Raw genomic sequence first — 23,511 nt, 5'->3', positions numbered from 1 at the left:
TGATCCTCCTACTGGGCCAGGTGCTGCACTTCGGCCTCGAACTTGCGCCGCGGTGCGAGTTCGACCAGGTACATCGCGGACAGCACCAGGGCTCCACCCACCAGCATCCGCCAGGTCACGCTTTCGGACCCGAAGATCACTGCGAACGAGGACGCGAACACCGGCTCCATCGTCATCGCGATCGCCGCCCGGGTCGGGGTCAGGTGCGCCTGCGCCCAGGTCTGGACGATCAGCGCCAGCGCGCCCGCGACCAGGGCCATGTAGAACACGCTGACCCAGTCACCGCCGGTGCTCGGTACGGCGAAGCCGCCGGGTAGCGCGCCGATCGCACAGACGCAGGTGATCACGATCATCTGCAGGGTGGACAGGCCGAACGCGTTCGACGGTGTGGACCAGGCGCCGAGACCGATGATGTGCAGCGCGTACAGGCCGGCCGAGGCGAGGGTGAGCAGTTCCCCGGTGCCCATGCTGAACCCGCGCAGTGACAGCACTCCGAGACCGATCGTGGCGAGGAACACCGCCACCCAGGCCCACCGGCCGATCTTGTGGCGCAGGATGACCGCGGCCAGCAGCGGGGTGAAGACGACGTACATGCCGGTGACGAAACCGGAGACGCTGGCCGAGGTGTGCCGCAGGCCCTCGGTCTGGACCAGTTGGGCGATGCCGTAGGTGATGCCGAGGGCGACGGCGCGGCCGCGGTCGAGGCGGCTCAGCCGGGCGAGCGCCGGCGGGTGGACCAGGATCAGCGCGACCGACGCGATCAGGAACCGCAACGCCAGGTAGTCGGCCACGTCCATCCTGGTGAGCAGGTCCTTGGTCAGGAAGAACGTGGATCCCCACGCCGCCGCGACCGCGAGCAGGGCCAGGACGGCGAGACGCGGGTGATTCACGCCGGACATCACATCAGACGCCGACCAGCCGGGGCAAAACGGCTCAGAGCACGGTGACGACGACCTGGCTGCCCGGCCTGGCCAACTTGCCGGCGCCCGGGTTCTGCGCCGCGACGATGTTCAGCCCGAGGTTGAACGGCGCCTTCTCGACCTTCACGGTGAACCCGGCCTCGGTCAGGATGCGCTGGGCGTCGCCGAGGCTCTTGCGCTTGACGTTCGGGACCTCGACGAGCGGCGGGCCCTTCGACACCACCAGTTGCACCTTGTCCTTGGCGAACAGCGTGCCGCTGTTGGGGGTCTGGCTGATCACCTTGCCCTCGGCGACTTTCTCGTCGTACTGGAGGGTGCGGGTGACGACGAAGCCGAGTTTGCGCAGTTCCTTGCTCGCGTCGCGGTACGACTTCCCGGTCGTGTCCGGGACCGTGATCGGCTTCCTGCCCTTGCTGACCGCGAGGTTGACGGCCGTCCCGGGTTTCACCACCGTGTCGAACTTCGGGCTGAACGCGATCACCCGTCCGGACGGGACGGTCTCGCTGTACTGCTCGTTGATCTGCCCGGTGATGAGCTTGATCGGGCCCAGCGCCCGCTTCGCGGCGTCCAGATCGAGCCCGGCGAGTTGCGGCACCCGGTAGCGCTCCGGGCCCTTGGAGACGGTCAGTCCGATCTCACCGTTCTTGCGGATCCGTTCGCCGGCCGGCGGGTCGGTCGCCATGACGTGACCCGTCGGCACGTCCTCGGAGAAGTCCTGGTTCGCCAGGGTGGTCCGCAGGCCCCACTTCTCGGCCTCGGCCGCAGCGGCTGCCGGAGCCATGTTCACCAGGCTCGGCGTGGCGGTGTAGCGGTGGATGCCGTAATACCAGGCCGCCGTACCGATGCCGATCGCGGCAGCCAGGATGACGATCAGTGCGATCAGTCCGCGGCCACGGCGTTGCGCAGGTGCTTTCACCTTCGGCGCGCCCGTGGGCCGTCCGTTTTCCACCGGTACGACGATCGTGTCGTGCCGCAGCACGTGGCCGTCCTCATCGTGGTCGCCACGCGTGTAGCCGTCGTCGTACTCGCTGTCCTGGCGGATCTGCTGGATCGGGATCGTCAGGTCGCCGGTGAGGTCCGGATCGTCCGGCAGGCCTTCCTCGAGCGCACTGCGCACCCGCCGTACCTGTCGGCTCAGCACCCGCGCGTCGGCGGGACGCAGGTCCCTGTCACGCGCCGTCGCGCGCTGCACGAGTGCGTCGACGTACGGCGGGATGCTCGGCTGCTCCAACGACGGCGCGGGGACATCGGCGTGCACATGCGCGTACGCGACCTGGATCGGGGTGTCTCCGGAGTGAGGCTTGTTGCCGGTGAGCATCTCGTACAGCAGGATGCCGGCGGAGTACACGTCCGACCGGGCGTCCGCACTGCCGTCCGTGACGAGCTCAGGCGCGAGATAGGACACCGTGCCCATCAGGAGCCCCTGGGTCGCCGTGTTTCCGGTCGCACTGACCGCGCGGGCCAGACCGAAGTCCGCGACCTTCACCACGCCGTTGTCGGCGATCAGCACGTTCTCCGGCTTGATGTCGCGGTGGACGATGCCCGCGTCGTGGGCCGCGGAGAGCGCGGACAGGATCGGTGCCAGCAGGTCGAGTGCCCGGGCGGGGGAGAGTGGAGCCTGCTCCCGGATCACGTCCCGCAGCGTGCGGCCCGGCACGTACTCCATCGCCAGGAACAGCGTGCCGTCGTCTTCACCCTGGTCGAAGACGGCGACCACGTTCGGGTGCGAGAGCCGCGCCGCGGCCCGGGCCTCGGCCACGAACCGGCGGGCGAACTGGGCGTCGTCAGCGAGCCCGTCGTGCATCACCTTGAGCGCGACCACCCGGTCCAGCCGCATGTCGAGGGCCTGGTAGACGGTGGCCATTCCGCCCTTGGCGACGCGCGTGCCCACACGGTACCGTCCGTCGAGCACTCGCCCGACGAGGCGGTCGCTGACCTGCGTGTCCACGTCGTCCGTCACTTTGCGGTGAGCCGCCTCTCGAAGCCGTCCTGCTCAGAGAGTGTAGATAAGGGCTCAGCGCGACCGCGCCAGGCGCACCGCAGTGGGCCCTAGCTCACCGTAACGGGTCCCAGCCACGCTCCAGCTGCGCCTTGATCCGGAGCACGTTCTTCACGTACAGCTTCGTGTCCGCGTACATCCCGTTACGCTTCACCCCGCCCAGGCCCTGGTAGTACCCCGCGATGGCGATGTCGAGCCGCGCGGCGCCGGTCAGCCGGTCCAGCAGCACGACTCCGGCGGTGACGTTGTCCTGGGGCCGGAGCAGGTCCAGCTCCCGCCCCACGATGGAGGAGGCGAACCGGCCGGTCGACGGGATGACCTGCATCGCGCCGATCGCGTTGGCGGGGGAGACGACGCGCTGCTTCCAGCCCGACTCCTGCCAGCCGATCGCGAGGGCCAGCTCCGGGTCGACGCCGTACCGCTGGGAGGTCTTCACGATGAGCGTGCGCATATGGGCCCGGGTGGGCAGCTTGCGGCTCTTCAGGATCGCGCGGTTGCGGTCGGCCTTGGCGACCACGTGATCGGGGTAGGTGCGGCCGGCGAAGGTGTTGTTCTTCTTGGACTTGGCCGGGGCCTTGGCCTTCGGGCGGATCTTCACCGGGATCTGCAGCGGCTTGCCGGCGTAGATGCGGTCGCTCGCGGACAGGCCGTTGGCGGCCAGCAGGTTCGCCTGGGAGCACTTGAAGCGCTTGGCGATCGTGGAGACGGTGTCACCCCGCTTCACCACGTACGTCACCCGCCCGAGCTGTGAGCGCCGCGGTGGGTGTGCCGTGGTGCTGGAGGCCTTGCCAGGGACCTTGAGCACCTCACCGGCGTAGATCGCGTTGCCGTTGCCGGGCAGCTTGTTCAGCGCGACCAGAGTCTTCACCGTGGTGCCGTACCTGCTCGCGATGTGGCTGAGGGTGTCGCCGTTCTTCACCTTGTACGAGCCGAAGCCCGGTGAGCCGGCGGTGATCAGGGCCGCTGTCAGCACCGGTACGGCGATGCCGGTCAGGACGCGTACGACGTTCCGCATAGTTCCATCTCCCCGTGTATTCGTCACTTGACCGTACGTGCTGATACGGATGTGACAACAGGGGCGAATGGGGTGCTTGTTACGCCTGTGATCCAATGTTTACAATTCAAGACTGAACTACATGCGTGTGATTCACAAGCTGATGCTTGCTGCAGGCAACCGAGGCGTCAGTCGAACCTGCTGCGCAAGAACGGCTTTCCCAGCTCCGGTACGTCGCCGGTGCGCACCGTGTCGGCGATGATCTGCGCCGTGACGGGAGTGAGCAGGACGCCGTTGCGGTAGTGGCCCGTTGCCCAGAGCAACCCGTCGAGGCCGGACGGTCCGACGACGGGAGCGTTGTCCGGTGTGGCCGGTCGGAGGCCGGCGATCGCCTCGACCAGTTCCAGCTCGTCCGTGATCGGCAGAACCGTCCGCGCGTCCCGCAGTAACGAGAACACACCGCCCGCAAGCACCCGCGTGTCATAGCCCAGCTCAGTGCTGGTCGCACCGACCACGAGCTCTCCACCCGGCCGCGGGACGAGGTAGACGGAGAAGCCTCGCGCAGTTGCCCGGACCGTGTGGTTGAGCGCGGGCCGGTAAGCCTCAGGCACACGCAGCCGCAGTACCTCGCCCTTCACCGGCCGCACCGGCGGACGCAGTTCCTGCGGTACGCCGTCCAGCTGTCCGGACCATGGCCCGGTCGCGGCAATGACATGCCCGGCGCGCACTGTGTCGCCGTTGTCGAGTTGTACGCCGACAGCCGTCGTACCTGCTGTGATGACTCGCGCCACGCGCCGGCGGACCAGGGTGACGCCGGAAACCTCGACAGCGCGGAGGAGTGCGGCTACTGCCTGCCTGTTGTCGACCGAGTGATCGCCAGGGACCCAGACGCCACCGGAGACGCCGGCAGCCAGCATCGGTTCGCGTTTGCGGGCGTCGCGACCGGACAGCTCCTCGACTTCCAGGCCGAGCCGTCGCTGGTAGTCCGCCAGTCTCCGGAGCGCTGCCGCGTCATCGACGTCGTACGCGACCGACAGTGTCCCGGTCTGGTGCAGGCCGGCTGACAGACCTGTGGTGCTCTCCAGCTCCGCTGCGAACGACGGCCAGGCCGCCACGCTGGCCAGGTTGAGCGCGAGCAGGTCGTCCTCGCCGTACTCGACCTCGGTGACCGGGGCGAGCATGCCGGCGGCGACATTCGACGTCTGGATGCCGGGTGTCGGGTCACATACCGTCACCTGGATACCGTCTGCGGCCAGCCGCCATGCGGTGGCGAGACCGATCAGCCCGGCCCCGACCACGACCACATCGGATGTGAGGCCCCATGACCCGCCGCGCGGCAGCGCGGCAATCGGTTCAGGCATGCCACAACCCTACGTCCGGCCGAACATGGCAGGCTTGGCGGTGTGACTGAGCACACCGACCGACTCCACGACGCCCGGCTGTACCTGTGCACCGACGCGCGGGAGAAGCAGGGCGACCTCGAACAGTTCCTGGACGCCGCGCTCGGCGGTGGCGTGGACATCGTGCAGTTGCGCCAGAAGGACATGGAGGCGGCTGACGAACTGGCCGCGCTGGAGGTGTTCGCGGACGCCTGCAGGCGGCACGGCAAGCTGCTGGCGGTCAACGACCGTGCGGACATCGCCTTCGCCGCGGGAGCCGACGTACTGCACCTGGGGCAGCGCGACCTGCCTGTGCACGCCGCACGCGCGATCACCGGGCCGGAGCCGATCATCGGCCGCTCCACGCACACGTTCAGCCAGGTGAACGCGGCAGTCGCCGAGCAGGGTTCCGACTACTTCTGCGTCGGCCCCACCTGGGAGACCCCGACCAAGCCGGGCCGTCAGGCCGCCGGTCTGGAGCTGGTCTCGTACGCCGCCACCCGTCAGCAGCCGAAGCCGTGGTTCGCCATCGGCGGGATCGACCTCGACCGGCTCGACGAGGTCATCGAGGCCGGGGCGACCCGCGTGGTCGTCGTACGGGCGATCACCGAGGCGGACGACCCGGCCGCGGCGGCCGCGGAGTTCAGCCGGCGGTTGCGGGGTGCCGGGTGATCAACAACCCGAAGGCGGCCCGGATCGTCGCCGTGGTGGTGATCGCGATGCTGGTGATCACGCTCGCGGCCTCGCTCTTCGGGTGCGCCGCCACCAAGCCGGCGGCCAGCAGCACGGACCCGGAGAGCGGCCTGACGGTGGTCGCGGTGGCGGACCTGCCGGCCGAGGCCCGGGACACGCTGAAACTGATCGACCAGGGTGGGCCGTTCCCGTACAGCCGGGACGGCGTGGTGTTCGGGAACTTCGAGAAGATCCTGCCGACGAAGGAGCGCGGGTACTACCGCGAGTACACCGTGAAGACACCGGGCGAGAGCGATCGGGGCGCCCGGCGGATCGTGACCGGGGAGGGCGGCGAACGTTATTACACCGACGATCATTACAAGTCGTTCCGCCGGATCGCGGCGGACGGGGGGACCGACGGATGACTGACCTGGGCACGCTGCTGACCGAGGGCCTGCGACCCGGCGTCTACCGCTGGCCGTCCGCCGCCGGCGCGGACCAGGTACGCCGTGACGTCATCGAAGCCGGCTGGGGTTTCGTCCTGCTCGACACCAGCGAGATCCACGACAAGAGCGGCTTCCTCGATCTCTGTGCGACCGCCTTCGACCTGCCGCGCTGGTTCGGGCGCAACTGGGACGCCCTCGCTGACTCGCTGAGCGACCGGTCCACCGGCGAACCCGAGATCGTCCTCTGGTCCGGGCTCCACCACCTGCTCGAGCACGACCACGACACCGTCGACGTGGCGCTGCAGATCTTCGCCGAGGACACCACCGCGTGCGGTCAGCTCAGGGTCCTGATCCAGGAAGACGAGCCGGAGCCGACTCCTGACCTGATCGCGTCGCTTCCGGTGTTGTGAGGCCGGCACTCACCCCCGGAACCGCTCGGCCAGCTCGGAGAGTTCGTCCACGAACCACAGTGTGCGGCCGCGATTGCTCTCCCGGACCCAGTCGCGCAGCGGCTTGCTCGCGGCCAGCCTGTCCGAGATGTCGCCGACCACGGCCAGCCCCATCCGGTAGTTCACGAACTTCTGGGTGATCGCCCCGGCGTGACCGGTCCGCAACTCGAAGAACTCGTCGCCCAGCCCTGCGGCCGTCAACGCCACCCATTCGGCCTGATGCTCGTAGTGCGCCTCCGCGATGAGCTGGACGGCGTCCCGGTCGTCGGCCACCCGGGCGTCGCTCACGAACACCCGTACGCCGCCAAGCTCCTCCACCATGTGCACTCCTTGAGTTACCGTAAACAGCTCTATTCGGCTAAGTATAGGGAATTCTAAGGAACCTGCCGTAATCTAGAGGCTCACGACGACGAAGGATGCGGATGCCCCAGGAGCTGTATTCGGTCGAGCAGGTCGCCAGCCGGCTCGGGTTGCACGTCCGGACGATCCGGAACTACGTGCGCGACGGCCGGCTCAAGGCCGTCCGGATCGGGAAGCAGTACCGGATCGCCCGCGAGGACCTCGAGGCGTTCACCGGCACCAGCGCCGCCGCGCTGGAGGTGGACGAGCAGACCCGGCACGTGGAGGCGTCGAGCATCGTGCACATCGACGCGATCGACCGCACCGGCGCCGACCGGATCAGCACGCACGTGATGGGATCGCTCAATCAGAGCGGTATCGGCCGGCTCCGCGCCGAAACCGTCTACGACGAGGACCGCGCCGTACTCAAGATCATCATCATCGGCGACCTGGCCCCCACCGCCGAGCTGCTCCGCCTGATCAACCTGATGACCACGCCCTGAGCCCGCCCGCCTGCGCCCGCCCGCCGCGCCCGCGCCCGCGGGTATTTCAGCGGATATCCCCTCGAGTGTGCCCTTCTCCGCCTGTATCAAGCGGAAGAAGGGGCAACGTCGGGGGATGACCCCGACATCTCGGAGGGGTCGAAGGTGGCCGGAGGCGATGGGTCAGAGCTGGCGGGAGGTGGCGGCGATGGCGAGGTCGGCCAGGGCTTTGCGGGCGGCGTCGTCGGCCAGGGGAGCGCGGTCGAGGGCGTCGAGAGCGTCCTCGGTCCGCTCGGTGATCAGGTCCTCGCAGGCCTGGACTGCGCGTGAGTCCTGCAGGATCTCGCGCAGCAACTGGATCTCGTCGTCGTCCAGGTCCGGCCGGCCGAACAGCCGGTCGAACTCGGTCAACTGGACCTCCGAGGCGTGGTCGACCGCGTAGGCGATCAGCACGGTCCGCTTGCCCTCACGCAGGTCGTCACCGGCAGGCTTCCCGGTCAGCGCCGGGTCGCCGAACACTCCAAGCAGGTCGTCGCGCAACTGGAACGCCTCACCGACCGGCAGTCCGTACGCCGACAAGGCCTCGATCAACCGGCGATCCCCACCGGCCAGCGCCGCGCCGATGTGCAGCGGCCGTTCGACCGTGTACGTCGCCGACTTGTACCGCAGCACCCTCAGCGCCTGCTCCATGTCGGACACCCCGCTCGCCTGTGCGACCAGGTCGAGGTACTGACCGGCCGTCACCTCGACCCGGACGGCGTCGAAGAACCTCGAGGCCCGCGCCAGCGCGGTCGCGTCGAAGCCGGACGTGTGCAGCATCTCGTCCGCCCAGATCAGGCACAGGTCGCCCAGCAGGATGGCCGCGCCGATCCCGAAGCCGACCGGGTCGCCACCCACCCCGGACTGCTCCGACCGGGCTCGCTGCAGGGCCTCGAAGCGGCGATGAGCGGCCGGCGCACCCCGCCGTACGTCGGAGGAGTCCATCACGTCGTCGTGCACCAGCGCGCTGACGTGCAGCATCTCCAGGCTGGCTGCGGCGGTCAGGATCGGCTGCGCCGGGTCACCGCCCGCGGCCCGGAAACCCCAGTAGCAGAAGGACGGCCGCAGCCGCTTGCCGCCGCTGGTCGCGTCCCGGGCGGCCTGGACCTGCTCGGCCAGCTCCGGCCCGATCGCCTCCAGCCGTTGCTGCTGCAGGTCGAGGAAACCGGTCAGCGCACGCTGGATCTCGGCCGGGATGTCCACATCGCCATACACGTCTCGGAGCGTAGTCGGTGGCGGCACGACAGTGGACACCGCGGGTAACCTGTCGCCATGGCGAACGGTCTTCCCTCGAGGCTCCCCGGCGGCACGCCGACGATCCGTGAGCTGCTGGCGACCGGTGACCGTTCCTTCTCGTTCGAGTTCTTCCCGCCGAAGACCCCGGAGGCCGAGGAGGTGCTGTGGCGGTCGATCCGCGAGATCGAGCAGCTGCGACCGACTTTCGTCTCGATCACGTACGGCGCCGGCGGGACCACCCGGGACGGCACGATCCGGGTCACCGAGCGGGTCGCGCAGGACACCTCGCTGACCCCGCTCGGCCACCTCACCTGCGTGGCCCACTCGCGGGACGAGCTGCGGTCGGTGATCGGTGCGTACGCCGGGTCCGGCGTCCGCAACATGCTCGCGCTGCGCGGTGACCCGCCGGGCGGCCCGAACCAGCCCTGGGTCGCGCACCCGGAGGGCCTGAACCACGCGATCGAGCTGGTCGAGCTGATCCGGTCGCTCGGCGACTTCTGCGTCGGGGTGGCGGCGTTCCCGGACAAGCACCCGGAGGCGGAGTCGCTGGAGGCCGACGCCCGGGTGCTCGCCGCGAAGGCGGACGCCGGCGCGGACTACGCGATCACCCAGATGTTCTTCGGCGCCGACGACTACTTCCGGCTGGTCGACCGCGCGGCCGCGCTGGGCTGCGAGATCCCGGTGCTGCCGGGCATCATGCCGGTCACCAACATCAAGCAGATCCAGCGGATGGCGGAGCTGACCGGGATGGCGCTGCCGACGTCGGTCACCGACCGGCTGCTGGCGGTGGAGGACGAGCCGGCGGCGGTTCGCGAGGTCGGCATCGAGATCGCGACCGAGCTGTGCGAGCGGCTGCTGGCGGGCGGCGCGCCGGGCATCCACTTCATCACGCTCAACCGCTCGACGGCCACCCGCCAGGTGCTCCTCAACCTCCGCTCGTCCGTCGTGTCCTGAACCAGGTCTCCAGCCGTATCCTGTGCGGATGGCTGACCCGTCGGACCTGCTGATCGATCGCACCCTCGTCCTGCTCCGGCACGCCAAGGCGGTCCCGCCCGAGTCGATGCCGGACCTGGAGCGCCCGCTGGCCGACCGCGGCCGGGCCGACGCACGCGCGGCCGGCCGCTATCTGGTTGCCCAAGGCATCGAGGCCGACCTGGTCCTGTGCTCGCCGTCGCAGCGCACCCGCGAGACCTGGCAGTACGCCGCCGAGGCCGGTGCTACCGCGACCGACGTCTGGTACGACCGCCGCATCTACAACGCCGACACGGACGAACTCCTCGACGTCATCCACGAGGTGCCGACCGAGGCCCGCACGGTCATCCTGGTCGGCCACGCCCCCGGCGTACCGTGGCTGGCCGACGAACTCGCCCTCGACGGCACCAGCCCCGAACGCGTCGAGCTCACGCAGAAGTACCCGACCTCCGGTCTGGCCGTGCTGCATCTCACCTGCCGCTGGTCCGACCTCGCGGCCGACGACGCCGACCTCGTCTCGTACGTCGTACCTCGCGGCTAAGGCAGCCAGTCGGTGGTGCTGTTGACGGTGACGAGTCGCTGAGTCGCCCGGGTCAGCACGACGTACAGGGCTCGTACGCCGCCCAGCGTGTCGGCGACGATCCGGTCCGGCTCGACGACGACCACCGCGTCGTACTCGAGGCCCTTCGACTCCAGCGGGCTCACCGCGACGACGCGCGGGTCACCGATCTCGGCGAGCACCGGGTCGACGGCCGGGCGGAGCTTCGGCGGCACGATCACACCCACTGTGCCCTCGACCAGCTGCAGCAGCTCGACCGCCGCATCCCCGGCGGTCTCGGCAACCTTGCCGTTGTCAACGATCCGGTGCTCGGGCTCCACGCCGGTACGGCGGACCGCGTCCGGCAGGTCCGCATCGGGCAGGGACTGCCGGATCACGTCTCCCGCGAACGCGTAGATCTCGGCCGAGTTCCGGTAGTTCGTCGACAGCCGGAACGTGTGCCGCTGCAGGTGCGACAACATCGAGTCCATCGCCGCGCGAGCCTCCTCCGGGTCCGGCCACGAGCTCTGCGCCGGGTCTCCGACGATCGTCCAGCTGGCCTGCGGACCACGCCGGGTCACCATCCGCCATTGCATGGGGGAGAGGTCCTGTGCCTCGTCCACCAGGACGTGCGCGTACTCCTCCGCCTCCTCGGCTTCCCTTGCGGCCACAGCCCGGGCCTGACGCTCGGACGTGGTGAGCACCTCGTTGACGCCGTCCGACAGACCCTCCAGCCAGTCGAACTCCTCGTCCTTCGTCTCAGCGACCGGTGCGCGGCCGAGCAGCGTGCTCAGCTCGTCCAGCAGGGCGACGTCGGCAATGGTGAACTCAGCCGTGTTGCGGATCGCTGCCGCGAGCGTGTCGATCTCTGCCGGCGTCAGGTCGTTGCGGGCCCACCTCTGCAACCGCCGTGGGTCACCGAGCCAGCGCAGTACGGTCTCTGGCGTCAGCACCGGCCACCACTGGCTGAAGAACGTCCTGAACGCAGGGGTTTCGGTGACCTGGTCGCCGAAGGCCTCGCGGTCGCCGTACACCCCGTTGCGCAGGTCATCGGGGAACCGCGTCCACAGCGCGGCGACCAGACCCTTGCGTGCCTCAGCGGCCGCTCTGTTGCGTGGTGTCCGGCGCAATGCGTTCCGCCGTACGTTGTCCAACTGGTTGGCGTCCAGCTCGATCGTGGCGCCGCCGATGAAGACGCGCAGCGTCGTGGGGGCGTTGGGGACGCGATCACGGGCAGCACGCGACAGTACGTTGCGCATGCGCAGAGAGCCCTTGATCGCGGCCACATCGGCCTCGTCGACCGCAGTGGCCTTGATGCCGTCCACCATCTCGCCCACAGCTCGCAGCGACACGGTGTTCTCACCCAGGCTGGGCAGCACTCGCTCGATGTAGGCCATGAACGCGGCGGACGGTCCGACGACCAGTACGCCGCCACGCTCGAACCGCCTGCGGTCGCTGTACAGCAGGTACGCCGCACGGTGCAGGGCGACCACGGTCTTACCCGTACCAGGACCACCACCGATGACGGTGACACCGCGGGCAGGGGCCCGGATCGCCTTGTCCTGCTCGGCCTGGATGGTGGCGACGATGTCCCGCATGGTGTGGCCGCGGGCCCGCGACAGGGACGCCATCAGTGCGCCCTCGCCCATCACCGGCAGGTCCTCGGGCGCCCGCTCCGGGGCCAGCAGGTCGTCCTCGAGCCCGATGATCCGCGCGCCCTTGTTGCGCAGTACGCGGCGCCGGACGACCTTCAGCCGCCCGGTCGAGGTGGCGCGGTAGAACGGCTCGGCGGCCGGGGCGCGCCAGTCGATCACCAGCGGCTCGTACTCCGCGTCGCGGACCCCGATCCGGCCGATGTACAGCTTCTCGAGGTCGGCCGCGGTCTCCGCGGCCGGCTGGTCGTCGCCGCGGTCGGAGTCGAGCCGGCCGAAGACGAGACCCTCGTGCTCGGCGTCCAGCTCGGCGATCCGCCGGGCCGCCGCGAACACCAGCACGTCCCGCTCGTACAGCCCGGTCTGCTCCTCCTCACGGACCCGGCCGACGTTCTGCGCCTGCCCGCGTTGGTGCCCTTCGACCGCGATCCGGGACGCTGACCGGGCCGCCTCCGCGACCCGCTCGTACACCCGGTCGACGTGTTGCTGCTCAGCCGCCAGCTCGGCGTGCTCGACGTTCTCGCGATCGGCCGACGTGGGGGATTGATCCACCGAGGTCCTCTCTACTGCCGGGCAGCTACCCCGACATGGAACACATGAACAATCAATCCTACGTGCGCCGGGTTCCCGATCCGTACCCGGTCTCAGGCCTTCCCGACCGCGTCGGCGACGATCGCCGCGCCCAAGGTGGTGGCCGGTACGCCGGAGCCCGGGTGGGCGCCCGCACCGACGCAGTACAGGCCCTTGACCGGCGAGATGTTCGCCGCCCGCCGGCGGGCCGTCCGGTACCCCTCCCAGGCCACACCGGCCCACCAGGACGGTGACGTGTGGCGCGACACCACCTTGTCCCGGACGTGCAATCCACGAGCCACCAGGAGGTCGAGTACGTCGTCCGTCGGGTAGCCGTGGACCAGCACTGACCACGCCTGGTGCCCGGCCGGTGCCTGTCCACCGGTTCGTATGACGACGGTCGGCGTACCGTGCAACACAGTCTCGAACGGCAGGCTCGGCTGTGGCTCCCGCAACCCGAGGTGTACGACGTACGCCGCCTGTGCCTGGTGTGTCGACTCCACCCGCTTGCGCACCTTCTTGGCCGCCGGGTCGTCGACGAGCTGCCCGTAGAGCTCACGCGGGTCGATGTCGCTCACCACGATGTCCGCCGGTAGCTCGGATCCATCGGCCAGCCGTACGCCGGTCACAGCGCCTTGTGACGTGGTGACTGCCACGACCTCGGCTCCTGTCCGTACATCGACCTTCCGCTCGTTCGCCCGTTGCGCCAAGGCGTCAGCGAGCGCGCCGAAACCGCCTTCTATCGTCCAGCGGCCGAAGGTGCGTTCCAGATACGACCACACACCGACGTACCCGGGTGTGAGCTTCGCGTCCGAACCACTTTGTGCTGCGTAGAGCCGGAGTACCGCACGTGCCCTGTCGTCATCCAGCTGGCGCTGTGCGACCCGCTCCAGCGACTGCCACGGCTTGAGGGCCCTGACCGCGCTCAGTGGGAGCTTGTCCTTGACAGGCGGCTCCAGCGACGTCTTCCGCAGTACCTGCCACGTCTCGCCGTAGTTGTCGACAAGTGCGGTCCACTGCTGCGCCACCTTCTCGCCGGCCAGGTCTGTCCAGGCCTGGAGCTGCTCACCGCGGTCTGCGATCGGCAGGTCGAGGACGGAGCCGTCAGCGAACATGTGCCGCCGTGGCTCGGTCACCGGATCCAGCTGGACCAGGCTCTCGATCGGACGGCCACTCTTGCGGAACAAGTCGCGCAATGCGGCCGGGAGCGTCGTACTGGCCGCTCCCGCGTCCCAGCGGAACCCGTCTGCCTCGATGCGGCCCAGGACGCCACCGAGACGTTCGTCCCGCTCGCAGATGGTCACCTGATGCCCGAGCTTGGCCAACCGGACGGCACTGGCGAGACCGGCCAGTCCGGCTCCGATGACGATGACGCGGGCCATCAGATCGTCCCCGGCGCGGGATTGCCGCGTTTCTCTCGCCAGGCTTTGAACCTGGCGTAACCTCGCTTGACGAACCGGAAGGCGAGGTACACCCCGATCAGCCCGAGCAGCAGCAGGACGCCGGCGATGACGAGCGCGATCTCGGGATGGAACGCGGCCAGCGAGACCACACCGGCGACGGCCACGTCCTCACCGGACGACGCGGCGATGTTGGTGACCGGCTCGGGGGAGGTGTTGATCGCGAGCCGCAGACTCGCCTTCACCGCATGCGACAGCAGCGCGACCAGCCCGCCGGTGGTGGCGACCAGAGCCTGCTCCAGCGTCCCTGCCTCGCCGGACAGCAGCGCGGCGATGACCGCGCCGACCGTCGGCCGGATCACCGTCGAGATCGCGTCCCAGGCCGAGTCGACGTACGGAATCTTGTCCGCGACGAACTCGAACGCGAACAGCACACCCGCCGCGATCAGCACGCCGTTGCTCGTCAGAGCCGTGGGTACGTCGTCCGCCCCGGCGAACCGGCCGAGCAGGCCGAGAATCAGCACGCAGGCATAGGCATTGACACCACTTGCCCAACCCGTCGTGAACGCCAACGGCAACGCTTCCATCAGCCCTGCTCCGTAACCCTCAGTCGCACCCCGTGCGACGACCACGCTGTCAGTATCGAACCATCTGTGACGAACTTTGGTTAACCGTTGACTTCCGGGTCGCCTCGACTCACAGTGATCAGGCTGCCAGTCTGTGTGACCGGCATCCCCGCCGTCGGTTCAGGAGAACAACATGCGTCGTCGTCCGAAGATTCTCGCCGCATTCGCTGCGGTAACGCTGGCCATCACGGTGACCGGCGTGTCGTCCTCTGGCGGTCCACCTGCTGCTGCGTCGACCCCCGGGCCGTCCGCAACGGCTGCTGCCGCCTTCAGCGCTGCCGCCGCGAAGTACGGCGTACCGGAGTCCGTGCTGCTGGCGGTGTCGTACGCCGAGACCCGCTGGGACGACCACCGGGGTGCGTCCAGCGCCGACGGCGGGTACGGCCCGATGCACCTCACGGCTGTCGATCCGGCCACGGTCGTCGACCTGTCCGGCAAGCGGAAGGTGGGCAAGGCCGACTCCCTGCGGACTCTGTACAAGGCGTCCGAGCTGACCGGGCTCGACCCGGTTGCCCTGCGCAATGACACCGCCGCGAACATCGAGGGCGGTGCCGCCGTGCTGGCGTCGTACCAACGTTCTCTCGGTCTTCCCGTGGGTGCCGACACCTCGCCGGCCCAGTGGTACGGCGCTGTGGCGTCGTACGCGGGCGCATCCGACCGTGCGCTGGCGTCGGCCTTCGCGGACGACGTCTACGCGATCATGGCGCGCGGTGCGGCCCGTACGACGAATACCGGGCAGCAGGTCGTGATGCCCGCGGTTGCCGTCGCACCGGACAAGTCCCAGGTGAACAAGCTCTCGTTGCCGGCTGGGGCTTCGGCCGGCAACTCGGACGTCGAGTGCCCGCCGTCCCTCGGGTGTGAGTGGCTGCCGGCGCCGTACCAGGACCTGGGTGGTGGCGACTACGGCAACCACGACCTGGCGAACCGGCCCAAGACCGGCAAGATCGACTACATCATCGTCCACGACACCGAGACGAGCTGGCAGGGCACGCTGCGGCTGGTGCAGGACCCGACGTACGTGAGCTGGCAGTACACGATGCGCTCTTCCGACGGCTACACCTGGCAGCACGTGAAGGCCAAGGACGTCGCCTGGCACGCCGGCAACTGGTACGTGAACATGCACAGCATCGGCATCGAGCACGAAGGAATCGCAGCCCAGGGCGCCACCTGGTACACGGAGTCGATGTACCGCAACTCGGCCAAGCTGGTGCGCTACCTCGCCGCCAAGCACAACATCCCGCTGGACCGAGCGCACATCATCGGCCACGACCAGATTCCCGGCACCCTGCCCACGACCGTGCGCGGCATGCACTGGGACCCGGGACCCTACTGGGACTGGGAGCACTACTTCGACCTGCTGGGTGCGCCGATCTGGGGCAAGTCCGTGTTCCCGGTCAAGGAAGGCTCGATCGTCACCATCAAGCCCGGCTTCGACGACAACGTGCAGGTGCTGACCAACTGCAGCGGTGCCGGCACCACCTGCACGCCGCAGGGCACCAACTTCGTCTACCTGCGTCAGGCGCCGGACGACGCGGCTCCGCTGGTCAAGGACATCGGACTGCGCCCTGACGGCTCTGCCAGCACCACGCAGGTCTCGGACATCGGTGCGCGGGCTGCTGCGGGTTCGAAGTACGTCGTGGCCCAGCGGCAGGGTGACTGGGTCGCCGTCTGGTACCTGGGCGCACTGGCCTGGTTCAAGAGTCCTGACTCGGCTCCGGACGCTTTCGCCAAGCCGGGCCTCGTGGTCAAGCCGAAGGCGGGCAAGGCCTCGGTTCCGGTCTACGGCCGGGCCTACCCCGAGCAGTCGGCGTACCCGGCGGGCATCCCGTACCAGCCCGTCACGCCGCTGCAGTACTCGATCCTCGCGGGTCAGGCCTACCCGGTCGGTGACCCGTCCATCGAGACGGACTACTACCGCGCGGTGACGTTCGCCGGTGAGCCGCCGACCGACCACGTCCAGGTGCTCGGCAACGACCGCTACTACCAGATCTGGTTCGGCCACCGGATGGCGTACGTCCGCGCCGCCGATGTGGACCTGAAGCCTGCGGTCTAGGTCATTTGGTTGACGAAGCCCGTCCGGCCTTGGTGCCGGGCGGGCTTCGTCGTTCTGCTAGTTGACGGTGATCGGGGTGCCGCTGGTCAGTTCGAGGAGTTCGCCGTACGTCGTCGGGAAGACCGAGTGCGGGATGCCGGCCGCCGCCCACACGACGTCGTACTGCTCCAGGGCGGTGTCGACGTACGTCGCGACCGGATGCGGGTGCCCGACCGGGGCGACACCGCCGATCGACTGACCGGTGTGCTCCTTGACGAACTCCGGGGTGGCGCGGCGCAGCTTGGTGATGCCGAGCTCGGCCGCGACCTTGGCGGTGTCGACCCGGTGCGCGCCGGACGTCAGGATCAGCACCGGGGCGCCGTCGCCGTCGAAGATCAGACTGTTCGCGATCGCGCCGACCTCGCAGCCCAGTTCGGCCGCCGCAGCCGCCGCCGTCGGGACCGCCTCGTCCAGGATCACGATCTCACCGGTGGCCCCGGCCGCCTGCAGCGCGTCGGCCACCCGTTGCACGTTGGGATGGTTGCTCACCTTCGGCAGCTTAGGCGGCCTGTCACGCGGATTTGAGCTCGGCTGCTCCGAAGGAGACGTTGAAACGGTCGCACCAGATCGTGACGCTGCGGAACGCGTCCAGCTTCAGGTTCTGGGGGATGGCGTAGTTCTGGTTGCCGTGGTTGCCCTTCAGGTCGCCCAGGTTGTGGTACTCGCCGTCGTCGAACACGTGCCAGCCCGGACGGCCGGGAACCACCTTGGCGTCACTGAGCCAGACCTTGAGGTCGGGGCCGTCGGAGGTGTCGAGGTTCTCCAGGCGCAGGATCCGGGAGCCGTCGGGAAGCCTGAGTACGGCGACCGTGCCGGTCGTCTCGTGTTCGTGCGTGATCAGCTTGCCGGTCAGCAGGGTGACCGGCCGGGTCTCTCCGGCCGGGCTCTTCGCCGGGGGCGGCGGCGTCGCCGCGGAAACTGTCGGTGGCGTCGCCGACGATGGCTGTGTGGAGATCGGAACGGCGCCGGGCAGCGCTTCGTCGACGACCCTGTCGGTGAAGATCCGCCACGGCTGGAACAGCGGTAACGCGACCGCGGTGACCACCACGGCCACCGCCGCCGCGGCGATCAGTGCTGTCCGGGTCCTGTGCTTCGGCATCTCGGCCTCTCTGGTGCGCTCTGCCGGTCCGTTCCGGCGTACCTGCCTCTCAGTGTGGACGGCGGACCGGGCCCGCGGGGGCGCGCCGGGCTTACGGCCCGTTGACGTTTGCCGACGCGCGGCGATACGCTGTTCGTGTTCGAACAGATGTTCGATTACCTCCGGCCCGGTCTCGTCGGGAGACCGGCCGCAGGTGATCCGGACAGCTGGACGGCTCCGGTGCGGAGTTGCGGCCGCATCGGAAACCGGTGGTCCCGGTGGGCCGGGCGCCGAGGTGGTCCTCGACCCCCACCTCGCGCCCGCCCGCCGGGCCTCGGACCCGGCCGTCGATCAGGGACTGGTCCTCGATCGAGGCAAGTGGCTCGTACACAGGAGGCGATGGAACATGTGGGAATTCGACGAGGCCGTCGAAGTGCGCTCGGATGTCGTGGACGGCGTCGAGACCCCTGAGCAGTTCCTCTGGCGCGGCCGGCTCTGGCGCGTCTGCTCCGTCCAGGCCCACTGGACCGAGACCGCCGCCTGGTGGGAGCGCGGCATCATCGGCGCCGGCCTGGGCGCGACGTACGACGGCCGCCCCGGCGCGCTGCGGACGCACAGCGGTGCCCACCCGAACGGCGCGGCAGCTCCGGCGAGCCCCCGATCTCGCCCGGACCGTGCTGCCGCGCAGGCTCCCGGCGGGAGCACCACCGCCCTCGCTCCCGCCGGGAGCGCTACTCCCGATCACGCCGCCGCGGGCATCTCTGGAAGCCCGGCCGCGGTCGGCGTACTGGATGCCGACTGGGGGCCGCGGCGTTCGGTCTACCGAGTGGAGGCGGGGTGCGGCCGGCACGGCCGGCGCGAGCTCTTCGACCTCGCGCACGACCCCGACTCCGGCCGCTGGCAACTGGAAAGGGTGACGGACCGATGACTGTTTCACCGGTGTCCCCGGCAGCCGCCGGCGCGGCCAGCCGCGAGCTTGCTCGCGCCCGGACCGCACTGGCCGAGGCGGGGGAGACGAACGACCACCTGCTCCGCTACTCGAGTGCCCACGTCGCGGCGCTTCGGGTCGCGGCCGCGGTGCTCGCCGTCCGCGCTCGCCCGGTCCGCTCCGGCGCCCGCCGCCGGGTCCAGCGCAACGCCTGGGTGCTGCTCGCCGAGGTCGCGCCCGAGTTCGGCGAGTGGGCCACCTTCTTCGCCGCCGGTGCCTCCCAGCGTGCCGCCGCCGAAGCGGGTCTCGAGCGCGCCGTCACCACCCGCGAGGCCGACGACCTCGTCCGCGCCGTGGAAACCTTCTACGACCTGGTCGAGTCCAGCCTGCGCCTCTCGAGCTCACCCGGCCTGACCGCCACCACGGACCCCCAGTCCGTTCTCACCCAAACCTGGATGCAAGCCAGCTGAGGTCAGCGGCTGTCGACTCGGAGAAGTGACGTTTGAGCGAGCTACGCAGAGGCGTGGGTAAGGATCTGTGCGGTCGCGTCCATGCCGTCACCGGCGTCGAGTGCTACCTGCCCGACACCCACTACCCAAGCCCGCACCAGTCCATCGAAGGTGACTCCTGGCACGACGGCCTGTGCAGCAAGTGCGCCGGCGGCGGCACCTGGAACGACACCACCTGCGACCGCTGCAACGGCGCCGCCTTCGAACCGGTGACCCTCATAGACCCCGACACCTACCAACCCGGCTAAGTCCTCCACCCACCACCCGCCCTCCACGCTCCACGCCGACCACGTGGCCTCCGAGCTCGGCTGCCCGTGCAACCCCCCGGCCTCACCCAGAGCACGCCGGCCTCCGAGCTCCGCCGCCCGTGCGAACCCCAAGCCCCCACGAGAGCATGTCGGTCACGCCGACCACGTCGGCCGTCGGGCCGGGGCGACTGCCGGCTGCGCCTGAGCACGCCGGTCACGCCGACCATGTTGGCCTCCGGCCTGGCCCGCGTGTCCGGGCTCCGCTGGAGCGCGTCGGCCGCCTTGGCCGTGTCGGCCTGCGGGCTCGGTCGCCTGTACGGCCCCCGGCCCCGCCGGGCATGTCGGCCTCCGGGCTCGGTCGCCTGGGGGTACTCCGCCGCGTGTGCGGACCCCGGCAGGTGATTCAGGTGCGTGGTGGTACCTGGGGTGTCTAGGGTCGGGGGGGTGAGCGAACTTCCTGTTCTCGACGCCGAGGATCAGCGTGTTCTCGGGAGTCTGATGGAAAAGCAGACGACGGTTCCGGCGTCGTACCCTCTCACCGCCAACGCACTCCGTACGGCGTGCAACCAGACGAGCAACCGGGAACCCGTCGTCGACTACGACCTGCCGACAGTCGAGCGGATCGCGCGCTCACTCCGGGACCGCGGACTCCTGCGGATCGTCTGGGTCGACACAGGCCGGCGCACCTTGAAGTACCACCAGACCCTGGACGAGCGCCTGGGCCTCGAACCCGACGAGCGAGCGCTGCTCACCGTGCTGCTCCTCCGCGGCGAACAGACGCCCGGCGAGCTCCGCACCCGCACCGAACGACTCCACCCGTTCGCCGACCGCTCCGAGGTCGAGACCTGCCTGCGCCGGATGGCCGCGCGCCCCGAACCGCTGGTCCGCGAACTCGAACGCCGCCCCGGCCAGCACGACCCCCGATGGATCCATCTCCTCGGCCCGCTGCCGGAACAGATCGCTCCCGCCGCCACGCCGGCAATCGATCGGGACGCGGTGATCGCCGACGGGCCCGATGCACGGGACGCTCGGGTGCGTACGTCGTACGACGCTGTCGCCACGGCGTACGCCGAGAACCTCACCGGCGAACTGGACGACCTGCCGTTCGAGACGTGGCTGCTGGACCGGGTGGTCGCCCACGCCGCCGGACGACCGGTGGTGGAGGTCGGCTCCGGGCCGGGACACATCACCGCCTACCTGGCCGACCACGGCGCCGACGCGACCGGAATCGACCTCTCACCCGAGATGGTGGCCGAAGCCCGCCGCCGCTTCCCGGACCGGAACTTCGAGGTGGGAGACCTCCGGCGGCTCGGCCGCCCGCCGACAAGCTCCGGCTGGTCGGCGGTCCTGGGCTGGTACTCCCTGATCCACCTGGCCGCCGCCGAGCTCCCCGACGCGATCGCCGCCCTGGTGCGCCCGCTCGACCCAGGCGGCTGGCTCGTCCTGGCCCTCCACGCGGGTGACCAGATCCGCCACGTCGACGAATTCTTCGGCCACCAGGTCAACCTCGACTTCGTCCTCCACGACCCGGCCACCATCGTCAACCTCGTCGAATCCGCCGGCCTGGTCGACATCGAGTGGTACCTCCGAGGCCCCCTCCCCACCCGCCAAGAATCCACCCAACGCCTCTACGTCCTAGCCCGCACCCCCGCCTAACCCCTCACCCTGTCGCTGCGACGGCCACCACCTGCGCAAGGCCTCAGCCAACCGCGCTGCTGTCCGGACGGTGCGGTTGTCGGCCGGGTGGTTCTTGGGGTGGGGGTGGTCAGGGTTTGGCGTAGGTTTCGGCTGCCTGGGGTTCGAACTCGAGGCCGATGACTGGGGTTTCTCCGACGACCCAGGCGTCGTGGCCGGGTTCGACGACGTAGGCGATGCCTGGGGTGACGTGCGCCTTGGCGCCGTCGTCGTGGACCACCTCGAGCTCGCCGGCGAGAAGGATGCCGACGTGCCGCACCTGGCAGGAGTTTCCGCCGACGACCGGGCGGATGCATTCCGACCAGCGCCAGCCTGGCTGGAAGGTGATGCGCGCGACGCTGGCTCCCGGCAGCTTGACCACGTCGACGGTGGTCTTGTCCGGCGTACGGCGCTCGTCGGGATCGTCGAAGGACTTGCTGAAGATGGCCATGATCCCCTCCCGGGTCCGATGTTTCTCCCCTTGATTCAGACCATGACTCAGTCCCTCGCCCGCCGACAGACTCCAGCTCCTTAACGTCCCCTTACGCCCCGCACCGCGGCCGCCCTGGGCGGGGTTGGGTTGTGGGTGTGATGTGGGGTGGGGGTGGTGGGGAAGTAGGGTGTGGCGCGGCGGGGTTGACGGGTAGGAGGGTTATGGCGATGGTCGATCGGCGGCGGCGGTCTGTGCGGACGGCGCTGGTGGCCGAGGCTCTGCGGGTTGCGTTGGCGGGGCGGGCGCGGATCGATCCCGGTGCCGGGTTGGACATCGTCGACCTGGGTGGTGGGACCGGTGGGTTCGCGGTGCCGCTGGCCGTCGAAGGGCACCGGGTGACCGTCGTGGACCCGAGCCCGGACGCACTGGCCTCCCTCGAGCGCCGCGCGAGTGACGAAGGCGTCAGTGAACTCGTCCGCGGTGTGCAAGGTGACGCCGCTGAGCTTCCCGGTCTCGCGGGTGAGTCGAGTGCCGACGCCGTACTCTGCCACGGCGTACTCGAGGTCGTCGACGACCCGGTGCAGGCCTTGCAGGCAATGGCTTCCGTGCTGCGGGAAGGCGGCGTACTCAGCCTTCTTGTTGCCCAGCGCAACGCTGTCGTCCTGGCCCGCGCGCTCGCCGGACATCTGGCCGAGGCCCGGATCGCGTTGCAGGATCCGGACGGGCGGTGGGGCGCGACGGATCCGATGCCGCGGCGGTTCGACGAAGCGGGTATCACCGCGCAGTTGGCCGACGCCGGGTTCGTGGTGCACACGGTGCACGGCGTACGCACGTTCGCGGACCTGGTCCCGTCCACCTTCGTCGACTCCGAACCAGGCGCCGCCGAGTCCCTCGCCGAGTTGGAGCGGGCCGCCAGCGAACACCCCGCCTTCCGCGCGATCGCCACCCAACTCCACATCCTCGCCACCCGCTGACCTGTCCGCGGGCACCAACCGTCTCCCGTGTGCGCGGGTCAGGCGGCGGAGGCGACGTACGGTGATGGAGCGGTGACCGGGCTCCGGGGTACGTCGGGAAGGCGTAGAACCGGCGGCAGTTGCAATACGGGTACGTCGGGAAGGCGCTAGAGCCGGCGGGCAGTTGGAATAGACCGGTGAGGCCTGGCTGGGCGAAAGTGGGTGCCAGGCCCGGGCCCGGCGGGTGCGACACGCCGGGACGGGTGGGTTTGAGGGAGTCGGATGTGGGGAGTTGCCGGACCGTGACGCGCTGGACAGGCGGTCAGGGTTTCGTGTGAGGCTGGCGCGGCCTAGACTGGAGTCGGCCTATCGAGATCGCGCTCATCATGGAGGGATCGACGGTGCCCCTCTCGGAAGAAGAGCAGCGCCAGTTCGAGCAGCTCGAACGTGCCCTTGCTGCGGAAGACCCGAAGTTCGTCTCCGCCATGCGAGGGACCAATGTGCGCTTGTACTACAAGCGCCGGGCAGTGCTTGCCGGCGTTGGATTCGTGCTGGGCATCGCGGTCCTGATGACCGGCGCGATCATCCCCAACACCATCATCGGAGTCATCGGCTTCGTCATGATGGTCGCCTGTCTGTACATCGCCGCGCTGAGCATGAAGCGGATCAGCAACGCCGGAGACGCCGACGACATCGCCCCGCCGCCTCCGCCGCCGACCAAGCGGCACCGGACCAAGCACGACTCGTCCGGGAGCTTCATGGAGCGGATGGAAGACCGCTGGCGGCGTCGCCGCGACGAAGACCTCTGACAGTAGGACGCGCCTAGCGCGCATCCGGCCGATATTCCACACCCGCGTCCCCGGTGGCGCGGGTGTGGTTTTTC

Annotated in this window: 25 protein-coding genes; 13 read left to right on the top strand and 12 right to left on the bottom strand. The window is 69.5% G+C overall.

Annotation, left to right across the window (positions count from 1 at the left end):
• Window positions 1–8: 8 nt before the first annotated feature.
• From ACYVOK_RS19330 to thiO, 4 genes are all read right to left on the bottom strand, one after another.
• On the bottom strand, window positions 9–899 hold the full coding sequence (locus tag ACYVOK_RS19330; protein ID WP_460663858.1) for a DMT family transporter: 891 nt from the start codon (window positions 897–899) through the stop codon (window positions 9–11).
• Between the two features lie 34 nt (window positions 900–933).
• Window positions 934–2,880, bottom strand: a complete 1,947-nt coding sequence (gene pknB / locus ACYVOK_RS19325) for a Stk1 family PASTA domain-containing Ser/Thr kinase (RefSeq protein WP_460663857.1) — start codon at window positions 2,878–2,880, stop codon at window positions 934–936.
• 94 nt (window positions 2,881–2,974) lie between these two features.
• Window positions 2,975–3,934, bottom strand: coding sequence for a lytic transglycosylase domain-containing protein (locus ACYVOK_RS19320; RefSeq protein WP_460663856.1), 960 nt, complete (start codon window positions 3,932–3,934; stop codon window positions 2,975–2,977).
• Between the two features lie 167 nt (window positions 3,935–4,101).
• Window positions 4,102–5,274 (bottom strand): glycine oxidase ThiO, encoded by a 1,173-nt coding sequence (gene thiO, locus ACYVOK_RS19315; RefSeq protein ID WP_460663855.1) that lies wholly within the window; start codon window positions 5,272–5,274, stop codon window positions 4,102–4,104.
• 42 nt (window positions 5,275–5,316) lie between these two features.
• On the opposite strand from thiO, the gene thiE reads away from it, so the two are divergent.
• Genes thiE through ACYVOK_RS19300 form a run of 3 tightly spaced genes read left to right on the top strand, consistent with a single transcriptional unit; the run spans window position 5,317 to window position 6,820 of the window.
• Window positions 5,317–5,964 carry a thiamine phosphate synthase gene (gene thiE / locus ACYVOK_RS19310; RefSeq protein WP_460663854.1) on the top strand — a complete coding sequence of 216 codons (648 nt, stop codon included), beginning with the start codon at window positions 5,317–5,319 and terminating at the stop codon, window positions 5,962–5,964.
• Window positions 5,961–6,389, top strand: a complete 429-nt coding sequence (locus ACYVOK_RS19305; protein ID WP_460663853.1) for a guanyl-specific ribonuclease — start codon at window positions 5,961–5,963, stop codon at window positions 6,387–6,389. The genes thiE and ACYVOK_RS19305 overlap by 4 nt, the downstream gene beginning before the upstream one ends.
• A complete protein-coding gene (locus ACYVOK_RS19300) occupies window positions 6,386–6,820 on the top strand; it encodes a barstar family protein (protein WP_460663852.1) in 435 nt (144 codons plus the stop codon). Before ACYVOK_RS19305 ends, ACYVOK_RS19300 begins: the two co-directional genes overlap by 4 nt.
• 9 nt (window positions 6,821–6,829) lie before the next feature.
• On the opposite strand, the gene ACYVOK_RS19295 is transcribed toward ACYVOK_RS19300, so the two are convergent.
• Window positions 6,830–7,180 carry a DUF4180 domain-containing protein gene (locus tag ACYVOK_RS19295; protein WP_460663851.1) on the bottom strand — a complete coding sequence of 117 codons (351 nt, stop codon included), beginning with the start codon at window positions 7,178–7,180 and terminating at the stop codon, window positions 6,830–6,832.
• A gap of 101 nt (window positions 7,181–7,281) precedes the next feature.
• Here ACYVOK_RS19295 and ACYVOK_RS19290 point away from each other — a divergent pair, with 101 nt between their 5' ends.
• The gene (locus ACYVOK_RS19290) at window positions 7,282–7,701 is read left to right on the top strand and encodes a helix-turn-helix domain-containing protein (RefSeq protein ID WP_460663850.1); all 420 of its coding nucleotides are present in this window, start codon (window positions 7,282–7,284) and stop codon (window positions 7,699–7,701) included.
• A gap of 162 nt (window positions 7,702–7,863) precedes the next feature.
• On the opposite strand, the gene ACYVOK_RS19285 is transcribed toward ACYVOK_RS19290, so the two are convergent.
• The gene (locus ACYVOK_RS19285) at window positions 7,864–8,934 is read right to left on the bottom strand and encodes a polyprenyl synthetase family protein (protein ID WP_460663849.1); all 1,071 of its coding nucleotides are present in this window, start codon (window positions 8,932–8,934) and stop codon (window positions 7,864–7,866) included.
• A gap of 57 nt (window positions 8,935–8,991) precedes the next feature.
• On the opposite strand from ACYVOK_RS19285, the gene metF reads away from it, so the two are divergent.
• Window positions 8,992–9,909: a methylenetetrahydrofolate reductase [NAD(P)H] gene (metF, locus tag ACYVOK_RS19280; protein WP_460663848.1), complete on the top strand. Its 918-nt coding sequence runs from the start codon at window positions 8,992–8,994 to the stop codon at window positions 9,907–9,909.
• Window positions 9,910–9,937: 28 nt separating this feature from the next.
• Window positions 9,938–10,468, top strand: coding sequence for a SixA phosphatase family protein (locus tag ACYVOK_RS19275; RefSeq protein ID WP_460663847.1), 531 nt, complete (start codon window positions 9,938–9,940; stop codon window positions 10,466–10,468).
• On the opposite strand, the gene ACYVOK_RS19270 is transcribed toward ACYVOK_RS19275, so the two are convergent.
• The 3 genes from ACYVOK_RS19270 to ACYVOK_RS19260 form a co-directional block, all read right to left on the bottom strand.
• On the bottom strand, window positions 10,465–12,669 hold the full coding sequence (locus tag ACYVOK_RS19270) for a HelD family protein (RefSeq protein ID WP_460663846.1): 2,205 nt from the start codon (window positions 12,667–12,669) through the stop codon (window positions 10,465–10,467). The genes ACYVOK_RS19275 and ACYVOK_RS19270 overlap by 4 nt on opposite strands.
• A gap of 92 nt (window positions 12,670–12,761) precedes the next feature.
• Window positions 12,762–14,069, bottom strand: a complete 1,308-nt coding sequence (locus ACYVOK_RS19265) for a phytoene desaturase family protein (RefSeq protein ID WP_460663845.1) — start codon at window positions 14,067–14,069, stop codon at window positions 12,762–12,764.
• Window positions 14,069–14,674: a DUF4126 domain-containing protein gene (locus tag ACYVOK_RS19260; RefSeq protein ID WP_460663844.1), complete on the bottom strand. Its 606-nt coding sequence runs from the start codon at window positions 14,672–14,674 to the stop codon at window positions 14,069–14,071. The genes ACYVOK_RS19265 and ACYVOK_RS19260 overlap by 1 nt, the downstream gene beginning before the upstream one ends.
• 172 nt (window positions 14,675–14,846) lie before the next feature.
• Between ACYVOK_RS19260 and ACYVOK_RS19255 the strand changes: the two genes are divergently transcribed.
• A complete protein-coding gene (locus tag ACYVOK_RS19255; protein WP_460663843.1) occupies window positions 14,847–16,766 on the top strand; it encodes an N-acetylmuramoyl-L-alanine amidase in 1,920 nt (639 codons plus the stop codon).
• Between the two features lie 57 nt (window positions 16,767–16,823).
• Here the strand turns inward: ACYVOK_RS19255 and ACYVOK_RS19250 are convergent, their stop codons facing one another.
• Together ACYVOK_RS19250 and ACYVOK_RS19245 are read right to left on the bottom strand one after the other, a co-directional pair.
• Window positions 16,824–17,294 carry a YbaK/EbsC family protein gene (locus tag ACYVOK_RS19250; RefSeq protein WP_460663842.1) on the bottom strand — a complete coding sequence of 157 codons (471 nt, stop codon included), beginning with the start codon at window positions 17,292–17,294 and terminating at the stop codon, window positions 16,824–16,826.
• Window positions 17,295–17,316: 22 nt separating this feature from the next.
• The gene (locus ACYVOK_RS19245; RefSeq protein WP_460663841.1) at window positions 17,317–17,904 is read right to left on the bottom strand and encodes a DM13 domain-containing protein; all 588 of its coding nucleotides are present in this window, start codon (window positions 17,902–17,904) and stop codon (window positions 17,317–17,319) included.
• A 385-nt stretch (window positions 17,905–18,289) separates the two neighbouring features.
• Between ACYVOK_RS19245 and ACYVOK_RS19240 the strand changes: the two genes are divergently transcribed.
• The 4 genes from ACYVOK_RS19240 (at window position 18,290) to ACYVOK_RS19225 (ending at window position 21,224) form a co-directional block, all read left to right on the top strand.
• The gene (locus ACYVOK_RS19240; RefSeq protein ID WP_460663840.1) at window positions 18,290–18,811 is read left to right on the top strand and encodes a DUF6504 family protein; all 522 of its coding nucleotides are present in this window, start codon (window positions 18,290–18,292) and stop codon (window positions 18,809–18,811) included.
• Window positions 18,808–19,281: an SAV_6107 family HEPN domain-containing protein gene (locus ACYVOK_RS19235; protein ID WP_460663839.1), complete on the top strand. Its 474-nt coding sequence runs from the start codon at window positions 18,808–18,810 to the stop codon at window positions 19,279–19,281. Before ACYVOK_RS19240 ends, ACYVOK_RS19235 begins: the two co-directional genes overlap by 4 nt.
• A gap of 53 nt (window positions 19,282–19,334) precedes the next feature.
• Window positions 19,335–19,568 carry a hypothetical protein gene (locus ACYVOK_RS19230; protein WP_460663838.1) on the top strand — a complete coding sequence of 78 codons (234 nt, stop codon included), beginning with the start codon at window positions 19,335–19,337 and terminating at the stop codon, window positions 19,566–19,568.
• Window positions 19,569–20,012: 444 nt separating this feature from the next.
• Window positions 20,013–21,224 (top strand): DUF480 domain-containing protein, encoded by a 1,212-nt coding sequence (locus ACYVOK_RS19225; protein ID WP_460663837.1) that lies wholly within the window; start codon window positions 20,013–20,015, stop codon window positions 21,222–21,224.
• A 109-nt stretch (window positions 21,225–21,333) separates the two neighbouring features.
• Here the strand turns inward: ACYVOK_RS19225 and ACYVOK_RS19220 are convergent, their stop codons facing one another.
• Window positions 21,334–21,693 carry a cupin domain-containing protein gene (locus tag ACYVOK_RS19220; RefSeq protein WP_460663836.1) on the bottom strand — a complete coding sequence of 120 codons (360 nt, stop codon included), beginning with the start codon at window positions 21,691–21,693 and terminating at the stop codon, window positions 21,334–21,336.
• A 203-nt stretch (window positions 21,694–21,896) separates the two neighbouring features.
• Between ACYVOK_RS19220 and ACYVOK_RS19215 the strand changes: the two genes are divergently transcribed.
• Window positions 21,897–22,649: a methyltransferase domain-containing protein gene (locus tag ACYVOK_RS19215; protein WP_460663835.1), complete on the top strand. Its 753-nt coding sequence runs from the start codon at window positions 21,897–21,899 to the stop codon at window positions 22,647–22,649.
• A gap of 365 nt (window positions 22,650–23,014) precedes the next feature.
• Window positions 23,015–23,437 (top strand): DUF3040 domain-containing protein, encoded by a 423-nt coding sequence (locus ACYVOK_RS19210; RefSeq protein WP_460663834.1) that lies wholly within the window; start codon window positions 23,015–23,017, stop codon window positions 23,435–23,437.
• Window positions 23,438–23,511 lie beyond the last annotated feature (74 nt).

Source organism: Kribbella swartbergensis (assembly GCF_054784135.1).
The sequence above is the reverse complement of the archived record's forward strand: the minus strand, read 5'-3'. Positions and strand labels throughout refer to the sequence as shown.

Excerpts from the sequence above, each read along its gene's own strand:
- ACYVOK_RS19330 (WP_460663858.1), bottom strand. The coding sequence starts at position 899 with ATGTCCGGCGTGAATCACCCGCGTCTCGCCGTCCTGGCCCTGCTCGCG.
- ACYVOK_RS19320 (WP_460663856.1), bottom strand. The coding sequence starts at position 3,934 with ATGCGGAACGTCGTACGCGTCCTGACCGGCATCGCCGTACCGGTGCTG.
- thiO (WP_460663855.1), bottom strand. The coding sequence starts at position 5,274 with ATGCCTGAACCGATTGCCGCGCTGCCGCGCGGCGGGTCATGGGGCCTC.
- ACYVOK_RS19300 (WP_460663852.1), top strand. The coding sequence starts at position 6,386 with ATGACTGACCTGGGCACGCTGCTGACCGAGGGCCTGCGACCCGGCGTC.
- ACYVOK_RS19295 (WP_460663851.1), bottom strand. The coding sequence starts at position 7,180 with ATGGTGGAGGAGCTTGGCGGCGTACGGGTGTTCGTGAGCGACGCCCGG.
- ACYVOK_RS19290 (WP_460663850.1), top strand. The coding sequence starts at position 7,282 with ATGCCCCAGGAGCTGTATTCGGTCGAGCAGGTCGCCAGCCGGCTCGGG.
- metF (WP_460663848.1), top strand. The coding sequence starts at position 8,992 with ATGGCGAACGGTCTTCCCTCGAGGCTCCCCGGCGGCACGCCGACGATC.
- ACYVOK_RS19275 (WP_460663847.1), top strand. The coding sequence starts at position 9,938 with ATGGCTGACCCGTCGGACCTGCTGATCGATCGCACCCTCGTCCTGCTC.
- ACYVOK_RS19265 (WP_460663845.1), bottom strand. The coding sequence starts at position 14,069 with ATGGCCCGCGTCATCGTCATCGGAGCCGGACTGGCCGGTCTCGCCAGT.
- ACYVOK_RS19260 (WP_460663844.1), bottom strand. The coding sequence starts at position 14,674 with ATGGAAGCGTTGCCGTTGGCGTTCACGACGGGTTGGGCAAGTGGTGTC.
- ACYVOK_RS19255 (WP_460663843.1), top strand. The coding sequence starts at position 14,847 with ATGCGTCGTCGTCCGAAGATTCTCGCCGCATTCGCTGCGGTAACGCTG.
- ACYVOK_RS19245 (WP_460663841.1), bottom strand. The coding sequence starts at position 17,904 with ATGCCGAAGCACAGGACCCGGACAGCACTGATCGCCGCGGCGGCGGTG.
- ACYVOK_RS19240 (WP_460663840.1), top strand. The coding sequence starts at position 18,290 with ATGTGGGAATTCGACGAGGCCGTCGAAGTGCGCTCGGATGTCGTGGAC.
- ACYVOK_RS19235 (WP_460663839.1), top strand. The coding sequence starts at position 18,808 with ATGACTGTTTCACCGGTGTCCCCGGCAGCCGCCGGCGCGGCCAGCCGC.
- ACYVOK_RS19220 (WP_460663836.1), bottom strand. The coding sequence starts at position 21,693 with ATGGCCATCTTCAGCAAGTCCTTCGACGATCCCGACGAGCGCCGTACG.
- ACYVOK_RS19215 (WP_460663835.1), top strand. The coding sequence starts at position 21,897 with ATGGCGATGGTCGATCGGCGGCGGCGGTCTGTGCGGACGGCGCTGGTG.
- ACYVOK_RS19210 (WP_460663834.1), top strand. The coding sequence starts at position 23,015 with ATGGAGGGATCGACGGTGCCCCTCTCGGAAGAAGAGCAGCGCCAGTTC.